Consider the following 18,358-nt stretch of genomic DNA (forward strand, 5'->3'; position numbering starts at 1 on the left):
TCAGATAGCTTCCCTCGGCGCCTAGCGTCACAGCCCCCACCCAGTGAGCGGCGCCGAGGACCTCCTTCCTCTGATAGCATTGGACAATTCCCAGCTGCGGCTTAGTGTCTGCGTGTTTGCAGAAGGAAAGACCCATGCGCGATTTTCACAAGACAGGCCGTTCTGAAGTTTTGGCAACCGAAGGGATGTGCGCAACGTCCCATCCGTTGGCCGCCAAAATCGCGCTGGATATTCTGCAGCAGGGCGGCAATGCCATGGACGCAGCCATTGCAGGCGCGGTGCTTCTGGGAATTTGCGAGCCGCAAATGACCGGCTTGGGCGGAGATTGCTTTGTTCTGTACAATCGCGCAGGCGAGCAGACTGTTCGCGCACTAAACGGTTCGGGTCGGGCCGCGGCAGCAGCGGATGCAAAGGCATTGCGGGATCGCGGTTCAAATTCGGTTCCCGAGACCAGCCCGGATGCCGTGACAATTCCCGGAGCGGTTGAGGCATTCTGCCGTCTAGCAAAAACCGAAGGTCGGCTGGGCCTGGAAGCAATCCTGCAACCCGCAATCCATTATGCCGAGTCAGGTGTTCCGGTGGCTCCTCGCGTTGCCTTTGATTGGATGAACAGCGCATCCACCCTGCAAGGCGCGGCCCGTGATCATTACCTGATTGACGGCAAACCCCTGCAAACCGGGCAGGTTTTTCGCGCACCCGGTCAGGCAGAAGTTCTTCGGCGCGTGGCCCAACACGGTCAAAAGGCATTTTATTCTGGTGAGATTGCCGATGACATGCTTGCGGCCCTGTCCGATCTGGGTGGAGTACAGACTGCGCAGGATTTCGCGGCCGTGCAAAGCGATGAAACTGTGCCCGTCAGCGGAGATTATGGCGGTGTCGAACTGGTCGAGCACCCACCGAATGGTCAGGGCGCGACGGCAATCCTGTTGCTGAATATCTTGAAGCACTTCGATCTGGCCGCAATGGACCCTTGGGGGGCTGAACGCATACATATCGAAGCCGAGGCTAGCAAACTGGCCTACGACGCACGCAATCGTTTCATCGCCGATCCCGACCACAGCACGCGGATGGCTCATTTTCTTGCAGCTGAGACAGCCGCCCAACTTGCCGCGCTGATCAATCCGAAACGCGCCATGGCTGCCGCCGCTCCCTTGACCGAATCTGTTCACAAAGACACCGTCTATATCACCGTGGTTGACCGGGATCGCATGGCCGTTTCACTTATTTATTCGATCTACCACGGGTTCGGGTCGGGCATCGCTTCGGAAAAGTTCGGCATTTTGCTGCAGAATCGGGGTGCTGGTTTCAACCTCGAACCCGGTCATCCAAATGAGCTTGCCGGTGGAAAGCGACCAATGCACACAATCATACCGGGAATGTTGCGCGCCCAAGGCCGCATCGCGATGCCCTTTGGTGTCATGGGAGGTGCCTATCAACCAACCGGACACGCTCGGCTAGTGTCAAATCTCACGGATTTCGACATAGAGCTGCAGGAAGCCATCGATGCGCCTCGGGCATTTGCAGATGGGGGTGTTCTGAAAATTGAGCGAGGCTATTCCGATGCCGTTCTGCAACAATTATCCGATATGGGGCACACTGTCCAAATACCGGAAACGTCTCTGGGTGGTGCGCAAGCCATTCGAATCTGTTCAAACGGAGTTCTGGAAGGTGCTAGCGATCCCCGTAAAGATGGTTGCGCATTAGGCTACTGACACACGCCATTATGACGGACATATTCAGTTCAACTGAAAGTGCAGCGGATAAGATCCATCCTGAAACGGGCCGAACATGTTGGGGATATCGGGATGGTCTACCGGCTCACCCGATTGATCCTCAACCAGATTTTGTTCTGAAACATAAGCGACATAGAAGGATTGATCATTCTCAGCCAGCAAATGATAGAACGGCTGGTCCTTCAGCGGGCGACTATCTTCGGGAATGGCCTGATACCATTCCTCCGAGTTCGAGAATTCCGGATCGACATCAAAAATAACCCCTCGAAAAGGGTGTCTACGGTGTCGAACCACCTGTCCCAGGCGGTACTTGGCTTGTGTCTTTAGCATTGTTTCGGCCCCCAAAGCATTTAGTACATCTTTTCGGGCAGAAAAGCCAACCAATGAGCTGAAATTCGGGGAAACAGTCTGTGAACCTACTCCTAACAGTGTTCGAAATCGTTGCCCCAGTGTTCCTTCTGGCCGGGATCGGGTTTGCGTGGGTCAAGCTTGGGTTCGAGTATCGGTTACAATTTGTCACGAGGTTTGCGGTGACGCTTGCAGTGCCCAGCCTGATCTTCGTAGCTTTGATGCAAACCGACATTCCTGGCGGTGAATTGACCGTTTTCACGCTCGCTGCGATTGCATCACATGTTGCTTTGGCGGTGGTTTTCTGGGTCTTTGTACGTGCCTCAGGGCTTGAGCAGCGGACCTATCTGTCACCTCTTATCTTCGGTAACACTGGGAATCTGGGCCTGCCTTTGTGCATCTTTGCCTTTGGGCAGGCTGGGTTGGGTTTCGCGGTGATCTTTTTGGCCGTTACCGCTCTGTTTTCTTTCACTTACGGTATCTATCTGGTCGCGGGGCGCGGCGCCTTTGGCAGGGTTCTGCGCGAGCCCATGGTCTGGGCCACGCTGCTGGGGGCATTGTTTCTGTGGCGTGGATGGCAGACGCCACTGTTTCTAACCAACACGCTGGAACTGTTGGGCCAGATGGCGGTGCCTATGATGCTGATCACCCTTGGGGTCGCGATTGCACGCCTGACAACACAGAAGCTGCAACAGGCTATATGGTTGTCCTTGCTGAAACTCGCGGTGTGCTTCGGGTTGGGCTGGGTTCTTGCCATCAGTTTTGAACTGGGCCCTGTGGCTTTCGGAGTTTTAGTTTTGCAGATGTGTACCCCAGTCGCTGTCACCTCATACCTGCTGGCAGAGCGGTTTGAGGCGGATTCAGATGCGGTTGCAGGCATGGTCATGGTCTCGACCGTGCTATCGGTTGCCGCACTGCCTATAATTCTCGCTATTATTCTGTAACGATTGTGATTTCCTCAGAGCTCAATCTGCGCTAGAATAAAGAAAAAAGGCACGAGGCACATGAGCAGAATTCTTTTCGTACTCTTCGGGGTGCTGCTTTTGGCATCCTGTGGTGGCGGGTCCAAACAGCCACCGAGCAGACTGAATGACGCGTGCAGCATTGCGCGCGAAAAACCCGATTATATCAAGGCTTTCAAAAGCACCGAGCGCAAATGGGGTGTCCCCGTTCACGTTCAGATGGCCACGATTTACCAAGAAAGCCGTTATCGCGCAGATGCGCGCACACCGCACCAATACGTGCTGGGCGTCATCCCGATGGGTCGCCAAAGCAGTGCTTACGGCTATGGTCAGGCACTTGATGGCACGTGGGAGCAGTATCAGCGCGAAACCGGCAAACGCCGCGCCAAGCGGGATCGCATCCGTGATGCGTCAGATTTCATTGGCTGGTACATGAACAAAAGCTATGAGCGGAACGGGATTCATCCCACCGACGCGCGTAACCAATACCTGGCCTATCACGAAGGGCAAACCGGCTACGCGCGCGGCAGCTACAACAGCAAATCTTGGCTGTTGAACGTTGCGAATGATGTAGACGCCCGAGCGCAACTGTATCAGGCGCAGCTGGCGAACTGCCGTTACTAAACAAACCCTGTCAGGTCAGCGATCGTCTGACCTGATACGGGTTTTGCTTGAAAACACGCTGGAATCGAGGTTTCCGCCTTCAGTCAACGGCCCCAGCAGTACGGTCGTTTGACTTCCAGCGTTATCGTGGATCACCCATTTGCGCAGCTCAACCGGATTGGATGTAAACATTAACTCGATCCGCCCGCTTTCCGGGTTTTTGGGGTCCTGAGCCGTCACAACCGTGGCGGTCCCGTCAAAATCGTGCCCAACAACCATATTGGCTTGCCCCAGATTGACATTCCGCGCCAACACCAGTGACAGCGGTGTGCGTTTCAGCGGGTACTGTTCGGGCGGCTGATTGGATTTCGGGTCAAAGATCTGCACCGTCCCCGACCGCGCCAAAACTACCGCGCTGTTGGGCGGATCATATTCGAACCGCATTTTTCCGGGCCGCTCGAGCCACAGCTTACCGGTGCTAAGCGATCCGTCATCATTCACCTGCGTGAATGTGGTCTGAGCCGTCTTCATCTGGTTCAGGTAGTTAGAGATTTGCGACAGTGGCAGCTTTTCAGCCGCCCACGCGGCGGGCGCAGCCAGTGTCAGAGCAAGGGCAAAAGCAATCTGTTTCATAGGACCCAGATAGGCGTTCTGCCCTTGTTATTAAATATCTTACTGCTCGGGGACGAGGATTTCGCGTTTTCCAACGTGATTTGCCCCGGAAACAACGCCTTCGTCCTCCATCTGCTCAACAAGCCGCGCAGCTTTGTTGTAGCCAATGGCAAGTTTTCGCTGAATGTAGGACGTCGAGCATTTGCGATCTTTGATCACAATCGCCACTGCCTGGTCGTAAAGGGCGTCTTCTCCGTTCGTGTTGCCACCCGTGTTCAGGCCCAGAACAGCGTCGATATTGTCAGCCTTTTCCTCAGCCGGGCCATCGACCACGCCACTCATGTAGGCCGGCGGACCGAACTGTTTCAGGTGGTTGACGATTTCTTCGACCTCTTCATCCGAGACAAACGGACCGTGGCAACGGGTGATCTTCGCCCCGCCCGCCATATACAGCATGTCGCCCTGACCAAGCAGTTGCTCGGCACCCATCTCGCCCAGGATCGTGCGGCTGTCGACTTTCGAGGTCACCTGGAACGAAATCCGCGTTGGGAAGTTCGCCTTGATCGTCCCGGTGATCACGTCAACAGAGGGGCGCTGAGTGGCCATGATCAGGTGAATGCCCGAGGCCCGCGCCATCTGCGCCAGACGTTGAATGCAGGCCTCGATCTCCTTGCCCGCGACCATCATCAGGTCGGCCATTTCGTCGACGATCACAACGATATAAGGCATTGCTTCGGGCGCGAATTCTTCGGTCTCGAACATTGGCTCGCCAGTTTCATCGTCAAAGCCGGTCTGGACCGTGCGGCTGAACATCTCGCCCTTGGACAGCGCATCCTTCACGCGGCCATTGTAGCCCGCGATATTGCGCACGCCCATTTTGGACATTTTGCGATAGCGATCCTCCATCTCGCCCACGACCCATTTCAGGGCCACAACCGCCTTTTTCGGGTCGGTCACAACAGGCGAGAGCAGGTGCGGGATACCGTCATAGACCGACAGTTCCAGCATCTTGGGGTCGATCATGATCAGGCGGCACTCATCCGGCGTTAGCTTATAAAGCAGCGACAGGATCATCGTATTGATTGCCACCGACTTACCGGAACCGGTCGTACCAGCGATCAAGAGGTGAGGCATTTTTGCCAAGTTCGCCACCACGGACTCACCGCCGATATCCTTGCCTAACGCCAAGGGCAGCGCATGGTTACCATCGCCGAAATCGCGACTGGCGAGGATTTCGCGCAGCACCACCATCTCACGGTTTTCATTGGGCAGTTCAATGCCAATAACCGAGCGCCCCGGTAGAGTTGAAACCCGCGCGGACAAAGCCGACATTGAGCGCGCGATATCGTCGGCCAAACCGATCACACGGCTGGCTTTTAAACCCGGTGCAGGCTCCAATTCGTACATGGTCACAACCGGACCGGGGCGGACGCTGACGATCTCACCCTTGACGCCGTAGTCATCCAGCACGTTTTCCAGCATCCGCGCATTTTCCTCGAGCGCCTCATCGCTTAGGTGATGGCGTTGGATGCTTGCAGGGTTGGACAGAAGGCCCAGCGGTGGCAGTTCGAAATCAGAATGCCGTTCCTCGAAAGAAAGTGTCGGCTGTGCTTCGGCTTGCGCCCTGCGCGAAGGTGGAGGAGTGCGTCGGACCGGTTGAGCTACTACAGGTTTACGCGGCTCAGCGACAGGAATCTTGACAGCCTGTCTCGCTTGGAGCGCGGGTTCGGAGGCATCATCAAACACGGCCTCATCATCATAGTCCGGTTCGGAAACATAGTCCTGCTGCATCCAATTATCAGCCTCGGAGTCAGCCGCCAGCGTCTCAACATCAGATCCTGCTGTCAGCGGTGGTTCGGGTGGCAAACCTGCAGAGGTCATCGGGGGTTCGGGCGGCAACTCGTCTGCCGCGCCAGAGTTCAAAATCAACGGGTCCGGTCCCCTGCCCCGCCCTTTGGTCAATGGCAAGTTGGGATCGGGTTCGGGCGTTAGCACACCAGCGGCCACTTTACGATTGCGCACAGCGGCGGAAATCTTGGACCGGATGCGATCCTCACCCGGCATGTCGTAATACCCTTCGACCGCAACGTTTTCGACCAACTCAGGCTCGGGCATTGGGTCAGGACGACGGATCAGGGAAGGCATCCGAGCCAGAAGGCCTGTCTTGGCGACAGGTTCCTGCGCTTCAATCTCAGGGTCTTCAAAGACCGGATCAGCGTAGGCCAGGTCGTCGTCAAAATCCGCCTGAACCGGAACTGCACGTTTGGCCTTGCGCTCGGCCCATTGGGCCTTCCGGTCCCGTGCTGCCCGCGCTGTCGCCGATGCCCCGCGTCCCAGCGCGTTCATCAACAGATCATAGGCCATGACCAGTCCCAACAGAAACGCCCGGAAGCCATTGCGAACGTCCGCTTTGCCGAAACCCAACACGAATACACCCAGAGCGAGCATACCGACCGCCATCGCCAGCGACATCAGCTTGACCAGGAAATGCGATGAGATCGGCAACAAAGTCAAAATCGCGCCCATCACTGTATCGCCGAATAGACCACCCAAGCCATAGCTGTGCGTCGTCCGCCATTCGGCACCCGGTACCAGAGTCGCTGCATAGACAGCCAGAACGGCGATCCAGATCGGCGCAAAAATCAGGCGGGCAATGGCACGGTCTTCACCTAAATGACCTGCAAATCGAACGCCCCAAGTGATCAGCACCAAGGCGACACCCAAGCTGCCCCAACCCACGATCATAAACAACGGCGCGGCAATCGAGGCCCCAATGCGCCCCATCCAGTTTTGCACGGGCGCATCGGTCGAAACCATCCAGTTTGGATCATCGGGCGTATAGGACCAGATCATCGCTGCAGCGGCCAACCCCAACAGGATCAAAGCGATCCCGATCAGTTCTTTGCTACGCCGTTCAATGGCGGCTTGCATGTTGCTGTCCAGCAGCGGGTCACGGTTTCGCGCGTTATATGATGCCATTTTGCCCTCGTACCTCACGAATAGATGCAGTCGCGGAGTGTAATCAGCCCGCGCTTCATCTCTGTTTTTGGGGCCACCATCGCGACCCGGATAAATTGCTCGCCCGGGTTTTGCCCCGGATCACCTTGAGAAAGATATGCGCCCGGCAGAACCCGAACACCGGTTTCCTGCCAAAGCTTCAATGCGGTTTCTTCACCGTTTTCGACCGGCAGCCACAGGAAGAACCCGGCCTCGGGCGGCATGTAGCCTTGTACGCCTGCGAAAACCTCATCCGCTACGGCGTATTTCTCCTGATACAGCGCGCGGTTTTCCTGCACATGCGCTTCATCCGCCCAAACCTTGGCGGCGGCGGCCTGCAGCGGGGCGGGCAAAGGGGCACCCGCATAGCTGCGCAACAGTTTGACACGGCTGATTGTTTCAGGTCCACCTGCGATCAGCCCCGACCGCAGCCCGGCCAAGTTCGACCGCTTGGACAGAGAGTTGAACAGCGTGACACGTTCGGGGTCAGCACCCAGTTCTTGCGCAACGGTTAGCGCGCCAACCGGCGCGGCGTCGCGGTAGATTTCGGAATAGCATTCATCGGCAAAGATGCGAAAATCGTACTTTTCAGCCAATTGAATCAGTTCGACCCAGTTATCGCGCGAGGCGACCGCCCCCTGAGGGTTCGCGGGCGAGCAGATATAGGCTACAGCAGTACGGTTCAGAACCTCTTCGGGCAGGCCTGCATAGTCTGGCAAATGACCAGTGGCAGCGGTTGCCGGCACGAAATATGGCTGCGCACCGACCGAAATCGAGGCAACCATGTAGACCTGATAGAAGGGGTTCGGGCACAGAATGATCGGTTGCTGCCCATTTTTCTGCTCAGGGCAGAGCGCCATTGCAGCGTTATAAAGACCCTCGCGCGTACCGTTCAGTGCCATCACATTGGCATCTGCATCCATCGACACACCATAGCGGCGGTTGATCCAACCCGTGATCGCTGCGCGCAATTCAGGTGAGCCTTCGTTTGGGGGATATCCCTGAAACCCGGCGGCGTTTTCCATGATCACGTCAGTCACCCAAGAAGGGAAATCATGCTTGGGCTCGCCAATGGTCATGTGAACGACTTCACCACCCGGCTGATGATGATCCAACAGGGCGCGTAGACGCGGAAATGCGTATTCCGGTAGGTTCGAAAACCGCTCGGGGAAATTCATGATACTGCCTCAATTTCGGGGTCATTTTGCGCCCCGTTTTATGGCAGATTACAGATCGACCCGGGCTTCGTCCAGACAAAGAGGTGCCGAATCAGGGGATTGTGGCATTCAGGTCAAAGCGCTTTCGGCTGCCGACCCGAGCCGTAACAAGGCCTCTTCCGACCCCGGATAGCCCAACATCATCAGCCCGCAACCGGGTGTTCCCGTGGGCAAAGTCAGTGCCGCAAGCCCCATCAGATTGCCGATCCGGGTGTTGCGGAGAGCCAAGAGATTTTCGGTAACATAGTAGTCATGATCATTCATCAACCGGTCGAGATTGGGCGGTAGGATCGGGGCCGTCGGCGCAAGCACGGCGTCAAAGCCCGCAGTGGCCGCATCCCAAGCCTGTCGACAAGCGGTTAGTTTCGACCAAGCGGCCACGTAATCGGGGCCGGAATAGGCCTTGCCCATTCGGAACCGTTCAAGGATTTCGGGATACATCGCCTCGGGGTTCGCTTCGATCACATCTCGCCACAAGCCGTAGGCTTCGGTTGTATAGAGCACACCCGACAGGCTCATCGCTTCGTTCAGCTCAGGCACGTCAAGCGGAACGATCTCGGCCCCGGCCTCTTTCAGGCGCGCCAGCGCATCATCATAGGCGTTGGCTGGAGCTTCGCGCAGATCGTCCTTGGCGACGTTCTGCAAATCAGCAAAGCGGCGACCGATCAATGACGCCCCGCGCAGATCAGCCGGGGCGGTGCCCTCAAGCGCGGCAAGCATATGTGCGGCGTCCTCAACTGATCGCGCCAGCGGCCCAACGGTATCGAATTTCAGACATAGCGGCACGACGCCCTCAAGGCTAACGCGCCCCGCCGTGGTTTTCAGCCCCACCAGATCGTTCCAGGCCGAGGGAATCCGCACCGATCCACCCGTGTCCGAGCCAACGCCGCCTGCAGCAAGCCCCCAAGCCACCGAAGCTCCTGCACCTGAAGATGAGCCGCCCGGCACTGCGTCTTCGTCATTCACGCATGGAGGCGTAGCCGTCACAGGGTTTAGACCCAAACCCGAGAACGCCAATTCGCTCATATGCGTTTTACCCAGACAGACCGTACCCATCGCGGTCGCGTTCCGCACCACCTGCGCATCGGATTCGGGCACGCGGCCTTCCAACAGGGCCGAACCGGCCTCGGTCCCTACGCCTGCCGTGTCAAACAGGTCTTTCCAGCTGATCGGGACGCCATCCAACAAAGACCGACGCAGGCCAAGCTTGGCCCGCTCTTGCGCCGCAAGGGCCTCGGCGCGGGCGCGATCGTGGGTCACCCGGGCATAGATCCGATCGCGATGTGGATGGGCGTCAATCGCGCTCAGATAAGTTTCTGTCAGTTCAACCGGATCAATCTGCCCCATTCCGATACCACGGCCCAAATCACATGCCGTCATGGTCAGCCAGTCTTGCATCCGGTCCCCTCCCGAGTAATTCCGTGATCGGACGGTAGCGACAGGACCGCACATGGACAATCCCGAAAGGGCGCGCATATTGCAGCACATGGAACACAGATCCGATATCCTGATCGTTGGTGGTGGCCTGAATGGCCCTGCACTTGCGCTGGCGCTGGCCCAGACCGGGCATTCAGTCACGGTTGTTGACGCTCTGGCAGAGAAAGTACGCAAGAATGCGGCCTTCGACGGGCGCGCCTATGCGCTGGCATTGGCGTCGCAACGTCTGCTCGACGCGATAGGCGTTTGGGAAAAGGTGGAAGAGCGCGCCCAGCCGATGCTGGAGATCAAGGTAACGGATGGTCATGCCGGTGCCGGACCTTCCCCGTTCTTTATGCATTTCGACCATGCCGAGATCGAAGAAGGCCCGATGGGCTATATGGTTGAAGATCGCCACCTGCGGCGGGCTTTTCTGGAGGCCATGACCGAACAAGACGGGATTACCGAAATCAGCGGCAAAACGGTCGTGTCTCAGGACATCTCGGCAAACGGGGCAACACTTACACTGGATGACGGGTCCACCTTGTCCGGCAGCCTTCTGGTGGGTTGCGATGGCCGCCGCAGCGGGACCGCTATGCGCGCCGGAATCAAGCGAACCGGCTGGGACTATGGCCAGACCGCTCTGGTCTGCGCCATTGAACACGAGCTACCGCATCTCGGTATCGCCCATCAGTTCTTCATGCCCCCCGGCCCGTTGGCGATTCTGCCGCTGACCGGGAACCGCAGTTCCATCGTCTGGAGCGAACGCACTGAGACGTCCGCGCAGATCAATGCGCTGCCCGAGGCAGATTACCTACAAGTTCTGCGCCCGCGCTTTGGCGATTTCCTGGGGGATATCCGCCTGCAGGGTGACCGGTTCACATACCCGTTGAACCTGACCATCGCCAATTCCTTCATCTCGGACCGGTTGGCTTTGGTCGGAGACGCCGCCCATGGCATGCACCCCATCGCCGGGCAAGGCCTGAACGCAGGTCTGCGTGATGTCGGTGCATTGGCCGAGGTTCTGACCCTTGCGGGACGACGTGGCGAGGATATCGGATCAACGCTTGTGCTGGAGCGCTATCAAGAGTGGCGCCGGTTCGACACAGCCTCGCTTGCGATGGCGACTGATATGTTCAACAAGCTGTTTTCGAACGATAATCCCCTGCTCCGCATAGGTCGGGATATTGGAATGGGTATCGTCGGATCGCTGCCCGGGCTGCGCCGAGGTTTCGTGCGCGAGGCTGCAGGTCTGACCGGAGACCTGCCGAAACTGCTGCAGGGACACCCGATCTAGTCCAGCTCTCGGGCCTCATCCACTAGCATCACTGGAATACCGTTGCGGATTGGAAAGGCCAGAGCGGCGGCTTTTGACACCAGCTCTTGCCGTTCGGCATCATAGTGCAGCGTCGTGTGGGTCTGCGGACAAATCAACGCCTCAAGCATATGGCGGTCAAAGGCGTGTTCGGTATCGCTCATTGCAGTTTTTCCTCATTCGATCCGCCGCGCATGGCGAATTCAATTAGTGTCACCAAGGTTTCGCGCCGGGTGCGTAAGCAAGGGGCCTCAAGCAAAGCCTGCTTTTCCTCCGGGTCAAATTCCAGCATCATGGACAGGGAATTGACCAAAAGCTCATCATCGGCATCTTTCATTGTGTCCCAATCGGTGGACAACTGACGGGACGAAAAAAACCGTTCCAACAGCCGCAGGAACCTGTTCCGATCAAAACCGTCATCCACCTCGGCCTTGCCCAGATCACGGTCAAACCCGTCCCAGGACACCGAAACCCGGCGATACGGGGTGAAACTGTCCAACTCTGATTTGACCCTGAACCGAGAGATTCCCGTCAGCGTAATCAGATACCTGCCATCTTCGGTCTCGGAAAACTGGGTGACCCGTCCAGCGCAGCCGATCTGGTGCAGCTTGGTTTCGTCGCCCTGACAGGTATTCGGTTGCACCATCCCGATCAGGCGTTCTTGCGTTTTCAGCGCGTCGTCCAGCATCTGTAGGTAGCGCGGCTCAAAAATATGCAGCGGCAGGCGAGACCGTGGCAGCAGCAGCGCTCCGGGCAAAGGGAAAACGGATACCGTTTCCGGCAAATCGGCAGGATGCATCATGTACCCGAGTTTAGTTCTGATCGGAGATTAGGCAAATATCATCGAGCTGAGCTTGCGCCGCCCGTTCAGAACAATCGGGTCATTGGGCTTGAGCGCATCGAAAATTGTGAAGAGCTGCGCCTTTGCTGCCCCATCATTCCACTCGCGATCGCGGCGGAACAATTCCAACAGTTGAGCCACTGCCTCTTCGACATCGCCATTGGCATGCAGGGCCTGCGCCAGATCGAAACGGGCTTGATGGTTGTCTGGCTCGGCCTCAACTGTTGCAGTCAACTCACCTACCGGACCAGCATCTGCAGCCTGCTTGGCCAATTCCAGTTGCGCATGGGCCGCTTCAACCTCGGGTGAAGTGGAAATCTCGGCAGGCGCACCATTGAGGATCGCCTCAGCCTGATCCAGATCCCCCGATGCAATATGCGCGCGCACCAACCCGCCATAAGCGGCAGCGTGATTGGGGTCTTCACCCAGTATGGCGGCAAAAGTCTGTGCCGCGTCTACAGCGGCCCCCTCGGTCAACATTTCTTCGGCAGCTTGCACAGCATCATCTAGTTGACCACCCGGGCTTTCACCGCCCGCGGCTTCGATCACACGATCTATGAAGGCCTTGATCTCGGACCCTGGCAAAGCGCCCTGAAACCCGTCGATCGGTTGGCCTTTGTGAAATGCATAGACCATCGGAATCGACTGGATGCGCAGTTGTCCTGCAATCATCTGCGCTTCGTCCACGTTGATCTTGACCATCTTGACCGCACCCTTGGCAGCGGTCACGGCCTCTTCCAACGCCGGGCCCAGCGTTTTGCAGGGGCCGCACCAAGGCGCCCAGAAGTCAACGATGATCGGCGTCTCTTGTGAGGCTTCGACCACATCGGCCATAAAGGTGGCCTCGGTCCCGTCTTTAATCAGATCAGTGGCTTGGGGGCTGCCTGCGCCGTTCAGAAGGTCCATGGCTTATACTCTCTGGTTCGAACTTGCGCCCTATATGCAGTCCAATGCGGCAGAAACCAAGGGGAGAGTTCGGCGAATTTGCTTCGGTCAGACGTCAAACGTGGCAAATACCGGGGCGTGATCACTGGGTTTTTCCCATCCGCGCGCGTCGCGCAGAATGCGGCTGGAATGACCCGCGTTCGAGATATCGGGCGTAGCCCAGACATGATCCAGCCTGCGTCCCTTGTCGGCGGCATCCCAATCTCGTGCCCGATAAGACCACCAGCTGTATAGCTGGCCCTCGGGAATATCCTGCCGGGTGATATCGACCCAGCCACCTGCATCCTGAGTCTCGGCCAGCGTTTCAACCTCGATCGGCGTATGTGAAACCACCTTCAGCAACTGCTTGTGCGACCAGACATCATCTTCGCGGGGCGCAATATTCAGATCGCCCACCAGAATGGACTTTTTCGGCTTTTCCGCATGGAACCAATCGCGCATGTCAGCGAGGTATTCCAGCTTTTGGCCAAACTTCTCGTTCACTTCGCGATCCGGCACGTCGCCCCCAGCGGGGACATAGAAATTATGAATGGTCACGCCATTCTCCAACCGCCCCGCAATGTGTCGCGCATGACCCAGACCCGCGAAATCCTTATCCCCTACTTCCTCAAGCGGAAGGCGCGACAGTATGGCGACGCCGTTATACCCCTTCTGGCCCCGCGCAATCATATGCGTATAGCCCAGCTCGGCGAACCCTTCGGTCGGGATTTTGTCGACCGGCGATTTGCATTCCTGTAGACACAGCACATCCGGCGCCTCTTCCTGCAGCAATTTCAGAACGATAGGCTCGCGCAGGCGGACCGAATTGATGTTCCATGTGGCAAGGGTGAAGGGCATATCCGGGGGTTCCTTTGTCGAAGTTGCCGCAGGTTAGCGTGGCGCCAAGCGAGGTGCCATCGAAAAACAAAGCAATGTTGCCTGACCCGGCGGTTACGGAAACTTGCAAAGTTTCCGGTCCGATTTCATTGAATGAAATCGGATGCCCGGTGCCGTTATCGCCCTGCACGATACAGTTGCACTCGACAAAAAAAGCCGGGCCATCAGGCCCGGCAGTCCAACAGGGAGGTGCATGTCATAACCCGGACATGCGCGGGTTGGGAGTAATCTAAAGATACCTACAGAGTATCACTTTGATCCAAGTCAATCCACCATTAGTCAAGCAACAAGGCGATATCCGCCCGATTCTGTGACCAAAAGGCGTGCATTCGACGGGTCGGGTTCAATCTTCTGACGCAGACGATAGATATGGGTTTCAAGCGTGTGTGTTGTAACGCCCGCGTTGTAACCCCAGACTTCGTGCAACAGAACATCACGTGCAACAACGCCGTCAGTTGATCGATAGAGGAACTTGAGAATGTTAGTCTCTTTCTCGGTCAGGCGGATCTTGCGATCATCTTCGGTCATCAGCATCTTCATGGCCGGTTTGAAGGTGTAGGGCCCCAGAACAAAGACCGCATCCTCGGATTGTTCATGCTGGCGCAGTTGGGCCCGAATCCGGGCCAGAAGAACCGGAAATTTGAAAGGCTTGCTGACATAATCATTAGCGCCAGCATCAAGGCCCAGGATCGTGTCAGCATCGCTGTCGTGCCCAGTCAGCATCAGCACCGGGCTTTTGACGCCCTGCTTGCGCATCAGGCGACACAGCTCGCGGCCATCGGTATCCGGCAGGCCGACATCCAGAATCACCAGATCGTATATTGCTTCGCGCGCGCGTTCCATTGCCGACGCGCCATCGGACGCCTCGAACACGTCAAAGTCTTCGGTCATGACAAGTTGCTCGCTGAGCGCTTCGCGCAGGTCTTCGTCGTCATCCACCAGCAGGATTTTCTTGAGCTGAGCCATGTACGGTCCTCCTAAGCCTTTTCCATCACTTGCGTATGAAGAATGCAATCAGCAAGATTTACTGCAGTCGTCTCACGCCCTCGTGTCTGACGCCGAGGAAATGTTTCACATTTTCCAGTGATCGGGGTAGGACAGGGTCTGATCGTTTCAAGGTAAACTGCATGAGTCTCACTCCCGACATCACCGAATTGCTGGCACGGGCGCGGGCTGACCTGCGTATGGGTGTTCCCGTTGTTCTGACCGACGAACTGGGATTTGGAGTACTCGCATTCGCCACCGAGACCCTGAGCCCGCAAAGGTTGGCCGATTTGCGCGGCTTGGGCGGGGATCCCGTTGTCGCCATCACGGTTCGGCGCGCTGAAACACTTAAAGCGCGTGCATATGACGGCGATCTTGCTCGTGTCATGATCCCGGCGGATGCTGGGCTGAGCTGGGTGCAGGCGGTGGCCGACCCGTCCGATGATCTGAACGCCCCGATGAAGGGCCCGCTGATGACCGAACGACAAGGCAGCGCAAATCTGCACCGGATCGCTATTGCGCTGGCCAAGTCGGCGCACTTGCTTCCGGCCGCCGTCGTCGCCCCAATTCGAGACGGGCGCGAATTTGCGGCAGATCATGGTCTGACCTGCATTGACCATGCCCGGGCCGCGCCACATCTGACAGATCGCAGCGCTCTGCACCCTGTCGTCGCCGCACGCCTGCCGATGGAAGTGTCGGAGGCCGGGCGCCTACATGTATTCCGCCCCGAAGATGGTGGAGAAGAACACTATGCGGTTGAAATCGGTCGCCCTGACCGCGACAAGCCCGTCCTCGCGCGGCTGCATTCGGCCTGTTTCACGGGCGATCTCATGGGCAGCCTGAAATGTGACTGTGGCCCGCAACTGCGCGGGGCCTTGGCCCAGATGGGGGACGAGGGTGCGGGTGTCCTGCTCTATCTGAATCAGGAAGGACGTGGGATCGGGCTCGCCAACAAAATGCGCGCCTATTTTCTTCAGGATCAGGGATTTGACACAGTCGAGGCCAATCACCGGCTTGGATTCGAAGACGATGAACGGGATTTCAGGCTCGGCTCGGATATCCTGAAATCGCTGGGCTTCAATTCGGTCCGTCTGCTGACCAACAACCCTGCAAAAATCGCGATGATGGAACGCACAGGTATCGCCGTCACCGAACGTGTTCCGTTGAAAGTAGGTGAAACAGATTTCAACCGCGCGTATCTGGCGACCAAAGCGGCAAAGTCAGGCCACCTGCTGTGACACCAAGCGATCTGGTTCTTACACCACGTGGCATTCGGTTTCTCGGGCACCTGTTCCCCTGCGCTATAGGCAAAGGGGGCTTGAGCCCAACCAAGCAGGAAGGTGACGGAACAACACCAACAGGTGTGCATCACATTGTGGGTATGCTCTATCGCGCAGACCGAATGCCACGGCCGGCGCATTGGGCACGACCGATCGGACCGCGCGATTTATGGTCAGACGACGTAGAGGACGATGCGTATAACCATTTGGTGCGGGCGCCTCATGATTTCAGTCACGAAAAACTGCGTCGCCCAGATCCGCTTTATGACCTGATCTTGATAACCGATTGGAACTATCCCAATTCAGAACCCAGCCGGGGATCGGCCATCTTCCTGCATCAATGGCGACGCCCACGGTTTCCGACCGAAGGCTGCATCGCATTCAGGCGCGACCACCTACGTTGGATTGCCCAAAAAATCACGCCGGGCACACGGCTGATCATCCCTGAGGCTTAACCCGCGCCCCGAATATGGCAGACCCAATACGGACGTGTGTGGCACCCAAGGCGATTGCCGATTCAAAATCACTGCTCATTCCCATCGACAAACCCTCCAGCCCATTCCGCTCTGCGATTTTTGCTAATAGCGCGAAGTGCAGCGCGGGCTCCTCTTCAACCGGTGGAATGCACATCAAACCTCGGACGGGCAGGTCCATGCCGCGGCATTCTGCAATGAACGCATCAGCATCTTGTGGAAGAGTACCGGCTTTCTGATCCTCTTCGCCTGTGTTGATCTGTATAAAAAGATCAGGGCACTTACCCATCTCTTGCGCCAATCGCGCCAATATTTTGGCGAGCTTTGGTCGATCAACTGAATGGATGGCATTGCAAAGCTCAATCGCCTGCCGTGCCTTGTTTGTTTGCAATGGACCGATCAGATGCAGATCGATGTCCGGAAAACTCTCGCGAAATGCAGGCCATTTGCCAGCGGCTTCCTGCACACGGTTTTCTCCGAAACACCGGTGGCCCTGCTTCAATACGGCTTCGACCCGGTCGTTAGGTTGCACCTTGGAAACCGCGATTAATTGCACCGAGCCTTCGGCGCGTCCTGCCGCAGATTCAGCTTTGGCTATTCGATCGGTGATTTCTTGCAGCGACATGGGTCCCTCATTCTGCGTTTGCAGCAGCAAAACACCATGTGGCGGCAAAAGAAAAGGGCAGGTCCGAAGACCTGCCCTTGAACCTTGTGGTTCAGATCAACTTAGAAGTTGAACTGAGCACCAAAGTCGGCACGCAGCTGGCTGTCGCCGTCGCCACGCTTCTGGTTGCCGATACCACCGCGCAGCGATGCACCGCCACCCAGGTCGTAGATGGCACCGATGCCGTACTGCTGCAGATCGTCGTCTGCCGAACCGTCACCGTAAGCGAAGGTCAGAGTGGTTGCCGCGCCCAGGTTGTAGGCTGCCGACAGACCGTATGCGGTGCCGTTGCGGTCATCGTTTGCAACGTCATCGTCTGCGACGAACAGAGTACCGGAGAAGTCACCGAATTCTGCACCCAGGGTCAGAACGGTCAGGCTCTGCTTGTCGGCGTCGCCCAGACCGCTGGTCTGACCGTAGGCCAGAGCGGCAGTTACGTTACCGAAGGTGTAGGTCGCGCTGATGTCCCAGCGGTCTGCATCATCAGTGTCCGCACCGGCAACAGCTTCGTCAGCAAATGTGCGCTGGTCATACGACGCGCCGAAGGCGAAGTCGCCAACTGCGTACTGGAAGAACACAGCGTTTGCGCCCGAACCGGTCGACGAGTACGCCAGGAAGTCATAGTCGACGCCCGAGTACTGACCAATGAAGCTTTCCAGGCCAGGCTCGTTACCGTAGTAGTTTGCCAAGTTGTCGAACGAACCGGCTACGTTACCGGCGTCAACACGCAGACCACCGAAGATGACCGAGAAGCGTGCGCCGTTCAGGCCAGCAGAGTTTGCTTCGCCGTTGCCGGCATCTTCGTCTGCCTGCAGACGAACACGGCCTTCGAAGCGAACGCCACCGTCAGTTTCAACGATTCCGTCGATGTTCAGACGGAAGCGCGAGACCAGAATGGTTTCGTCGGTTTCTACGCCGGTCGCTTCACCACCACCAATTGCGTCAACGGTACCTGTACGGTCTTCCAGGTATCCCAGACCAAAGCGGCCGTAACCGCTGAACTTTACTTCGGCCGCTGCAACACTTGCGGTTGCAATCAGTGCGGTCGTTGCGAAGAGAACTTTTTTCATCTTGTTTCCCTCGGTTTCAAAG

General features: G+C 57.3%; 18 protein-coding genes. 6 read left to right on the top strand and 12 right to left on the bottom strand.

The genetic code is table 11. The annotated features are described in order from the left end of the window. Positions 1-134: 134 nt before the first annotated feature. A complete protein-coding gene (gene ggt, locus ACRZ9U_RS16435) occupies positions 135-1,712 on the top strand; it encodes a gamma-glutamyltransferase (RefSeq protein WP_480902408.1) in 1,578 nt (525 codons plus the stop codon). Between the two features lie 24 nt (positions 1,713-1,736). Here the strand turns inward: ggt and hspQ are convergent, their stop codons facing one another. Beyond that, positions 1,737-2,063: a heat shock protein HspQ gene (gene hspQ / locus ACRZ9U_RS16440; protein ID WP_170398818.1), complete on the bottom strand. Its 327-nt coding sequence runs from the start codon at positions 2,061-2,063 to the stop codon at positions 1,737-1,739. Positions 2,064-2,143: 80 nt separating this feature from the next. On the opposite strand from hspQ, the gene ACRZ9U_RS16445 reads away from it, so the two are divergent. Further along, a complete protein-coding gene (locus ACRZ9U_RS16445) occupies positions 2,144-3,025 on the top strand; it encodes an AEC family transporter (protein WP_170406666.1) in 882 nt (293 codons plus the stop codon). Between the two features lie 60 nt (positions 3,026-3,085). After that, positions 3,086-3,667, top strand: a complete 582-nt coding sequence (locus tag ACRZ9U_RS16450; protein WP_170406669.1) for a transglycosylase SLT domain-containing protein — start codon at positions 3,086-3,088, stop codon at positions 3,665-3,667. 15 nt (positions 3,668-3,682) lie between these two features. On the opposite strand, the gene ACRZ9U_RS16455 is transcribed toward ACRZ9U_RS16450, so the two are convergent. The 4 genes from ACRZ9U_RS16455 to ACRZ9U_RS16470 all read right to left on the bottom strand — a co-directional run bounded on the left by ACRZ9U_RS16455 (position 3,683) and on the right by ACRZ9U_RS16470 (position 9,870). Next, positions 3,683-4,279 carry an outer membrane lipoprotein carrier protein LolA gene (locus ACRZ9U_RS16455; protein ID WP_170406673.1) on the bottom strand — a complete coding sequence of 199 codons (597 nt, stop codon included), beginning with the start codon at positions 4,277-4,279 and terminating at the stop codon, positions 3,683-3,685. Between the two features lie 39 nt (positions 4,280-4,318). Next, positions 4,319-7,237 carry a DNA translocase FtsK gene (locus ACRZ9U_RS16460; RefSeq protein ID WP_170406675.1) on the bottom strand — a complete coding sequence of 973 codons (2,919 nt, stop codon included), beginning with the start codon at positions 7,235-7,237 and terminating at the stop codon, positions 4,319-4,321. Between the two features lie 14 nt (positions 7,238-7,251). Next, positions 7,252-8,433, bottom strand: coding sequence for an aminotransferase class I/II-fold pyridoxal phosphate-dependent enzyme (locus ACRZ9U_RS16465; protein WP_170406679.1), 1,182 nt, complete (start codon positions 8,431-8,433; stop codon positions 7,252-7,254). A gap of 108 nt (positions 8,434-8,541) precedes the next feature. Continuing rightward, positions 8,542-9,870 carry an amidase family protein gene (locus ACRZ9U_RS16470; protein WP_170732523.1) on the bottom strand — a complete coding sequence of 443 codons (1,329 nt, stop codon included), beginning with the start codon at positions 9,868-9,870 and terminating at the stop codon, positions 8,542-8,544. Positions 9,871-9,958: 88 nt separating this feature from the next. Between ACRZ9U_RS16470 and ACRZ9U_RS16475 the strand changes: the two genes are divergently transcribed. Next, on the top strand, positions 9,959-11,185 hold the full coding sequence (locus ACRZ9U_RS16475) for an FAD-dependent monooxygenase (protein WP_170407858.1): 1,227 nt from the start codon (positions 9,959-9,961) through the stop codon (positions 11,183-11,185). On the opposite strand, the gene ACRZ9U_RS16480 is transcribed toward ACRZ9U_RS16475, so the two are convergent. The 5 genes from ACRZ9U_RS16480 to ACRZ9U_RS16500 form a co-directional block, all read right to left on the bottom strand. Continuing rightward, on the bottom strand, positions 11,182-11,367 hold the full coding sequence (locus ACRZ9U_RS16480) for a Trm112 family protein (protein ID WP_170398842.1): 186 nt from the start codon (positions 11,365-11,367) through the stop codon (positions 11,182-11,184). The genes ACRZ9U_RS16475 and ACRZ9U_RS16480 overlap by 4 nt on opposite strands. Beyond that, positions 11,364-12,005 carry an LON peptidase substrate-binding domain-containing protein gene (locus ACRZ9U_RS16485; protein ID WP_170398861.1) on the bottom strand — a complete coding sequence of 214 codons (642 nt, stop codon included), beginning with the start codon at positions 12,003-12,005 and terminating at the stop codon, positions 11,364-11,366. Before ACRZ9U_RS16485 ends, ACRZ9U_RS16480 begins: the two co-directional genes overlap by 4 nt. A gap of 27 nt (positions 12,006-12,032) precedes the next feature. Further along, positions 12,033-12,950 (bottom strand): thioredoxin family protein, encoded by a 918-nt coding sequence (locus tag ACRZ9U_RS16490; RefSeq protein WP_170398864.1) that lies wholly within the window; start codon positions 12,948-12,950, stop codon positions 12,033-12,035. Positions 12,951-13,037: 87 nt separating this feature from the next. Next, a complete protein-coding gene (locus ACRZ9U_RS16495; protein ID WP_170406686.1) occupies positions 13,038-13,826 on the bottom strand; it encodes an exodeoxyribonuclease III in 789 nt (262 codons plus the stop codon). Between the two features lie 318 nt (positions 13,827-14,144). Further along, entirely contained in the window at positions 14,145-14,831 is a 687-nt protein-coding gene (locus tag ACRZ9U_RS16500; protein WP_170398869.1) for a response regulator transcription factor, read from the bottom strand. Positions 14,832-14,992: 161 nt separating this feature from the next. Here ACRZ9U_RS16500 and ribA point away from each other — a divergent pair, with 161 nt between their 5' ends. Both ribA and ACRZ9U_RS16510 read left to right on the top strand, forming a co-directional pair. Next, on the top strand, positions 14,993-16,087 hold the full coding sequence (ribA, locus tag ACRZ9U_RS16505; RefSeq protein WP_170406689.1) for a GTP cyclohydrolase II: 1,095 nt from the start codon (positions 14,993-14,995) through the stop codon (positions 16,085-16,087). Further along, on the top strand, positions 16,084-16,584 hold the full coding sequence (locus tag ACRZ9U_RS16510) for a L,D-transpeptidase family protein (RefSeq protein WP_170406691.1): 501 nt from the start codon (positions 16,084-16,086) through the stop codon (positions 16,582-16,584). The genes ribA and ACRZ9U_RS16510 overlap by 4 nt, the downstream gene beginning before the upstream one ends. Here the strand turns inward: ACRZ9U_RS16510 and ACRZ9U_RS16515 are convergent. After that, entirely contained in the window at positions 16,568-17,227 is a 660-nt protein-coding gene (locus ACRZ9U_RS16515) for a YggS family pyridoxal phosphate-dependent enzyme (RefSeq protein ID WP_170406696.1), read from the bottom strand. The genes ACRZ9U_RS16510 and ACRZ9U_RS16515 overlap by 17 nt on opposite strands. Before the next feature lie 101 nt (positions 17,228-17,328). Then, the gene (locus ACRZ9U_RS16520) at positions 17,329-18,336 is read right to left on the bottom strand and encodes a porin (RefSeq protein WP_170398881.1); all 1,008 of its coding nucleotides are present in this window, start codon (positions 18,334-18,336) and stop codon (positions 17,329-17,331) included. Positions 18,337-18,358: the final 22 nt, after the last annotated feature.

Source organism: Ruegeria sp. D7 (assembly GCF_056534355.1).

Bases quoted from the DNA above. Each gene is read 5' to 3' on its own strand.
- ggt (WP_480902408.1), top strand. From the start codon at position 135: ATGCGCGATTTTCACAAGACAGGCCGTTCTGAAGTTTTGGCAACCGAA.
- hspQ (WP_170398818.1), bottom strand. From the start codon at position 2,063: ATGCTAAAGACACAAGCCAAGTACCGCCTGGGACAGGTGGTTCGACAC.
- ACRZ9U_RS16450 (WP_170406669.1), top strand. From the start codon at position 3,086: ATGAGCAGAATTCTTTTCGTACTCTTCGGGGTGCTGCTTTTGGCATCC.
- ACRZ9U_RS16455 (WP_170406673.1), bottom strand. From the start codon at position 4,279: ATGAAACAGATTGCTTTTGCCCTTGCTCTGACACTGGCTGCGCCCGCC.
- ACRZ9U_RS16460 (WP_170406675.1), bottom strand. From the start codon at position 7,237: ATGGCATCATATAACGCGCGAAACCGTGACCCGCTGCTGGACAGCAAC.
- ACRZ9U_RS16465 (WP_170406679.1), bottom strand. From the start codon at position 8,433: ATGAATTTCCCCGAGCGGTTTTCGAACCTACCGGAATACGCATTTCCG.
- ACRZ9U_RS16470 (WP_170732523.1), bottom strand. From the start codon at position 9,870: ATGCAAGACTGGCTGACCATGACGGCATGTGATTTGGGCCGTGGTATC.
- ACRZ9U_RS16475 (WP_170407858.1), top strand. From the start codon at position 9,959: ATGGAACACAGATCCGATATCCTGATCGTTGGTGGTGGCCTGAATGGC.
- ACRZ9U_RS16480 (WP_170398842.1), bottom strand. From the start codon at position 11,367: ATGAGCGATACCGAACACGCCTTTGACCGCCATATGCTTGAGGCGTTG.
- ACRZ9U_RS16485 (WP_170398861.1), bottom strand. From the start codon at position 12,005: ATGATGCATCCTGCCGATTTGCCGGAAACGGTATCCGTTTTCCCTTTG.
- ACRZ9U_RS16490 (WP_170398864.1), bottom strand. From the start codon at position 12,950: ATGGACCTTCTGAACGGCGCAGGCAGCCCCCAAGCCACTGATCTGATT.
- ACRZ9U_RS16495 (WP_170406686.1), bottom strand. From the start codon at position 13,826: ATGCCCTTCACCCTTGCCACATGGAACATCAATTCGGTCCGCCTGCGC.
- ACRZ9U_RS16500 (WP_170398869.1), bottom strand. From the start codon at position 14,831: ATGGCTCAGCTCAAGAAAATCCTGCTGGTGGATGACGACGAAGACCTG.
- ribA (WP_170406689.1), top strand. From the start codon at position 14,993: ATGAGTCTCACTCCCGACATCACCGAATTGCTGGCACGGGCGCGGGCT.
- ACRZ9U_RS16515 (WP_170406696.1), bottom strand. From the start codon at position 17,227: ATGTCGCTGCAAGAAATCACCGATCGAATAGCCAAAGCTGAATCTGCG.
- ACRZ9U_RS16520 (WP_170398881.1), bottom strand. From the start codon at position 18,336: ATGAAAAAAGTTCTCTTCGCAACGACCGCACTGATTGCAACCGCAAGT.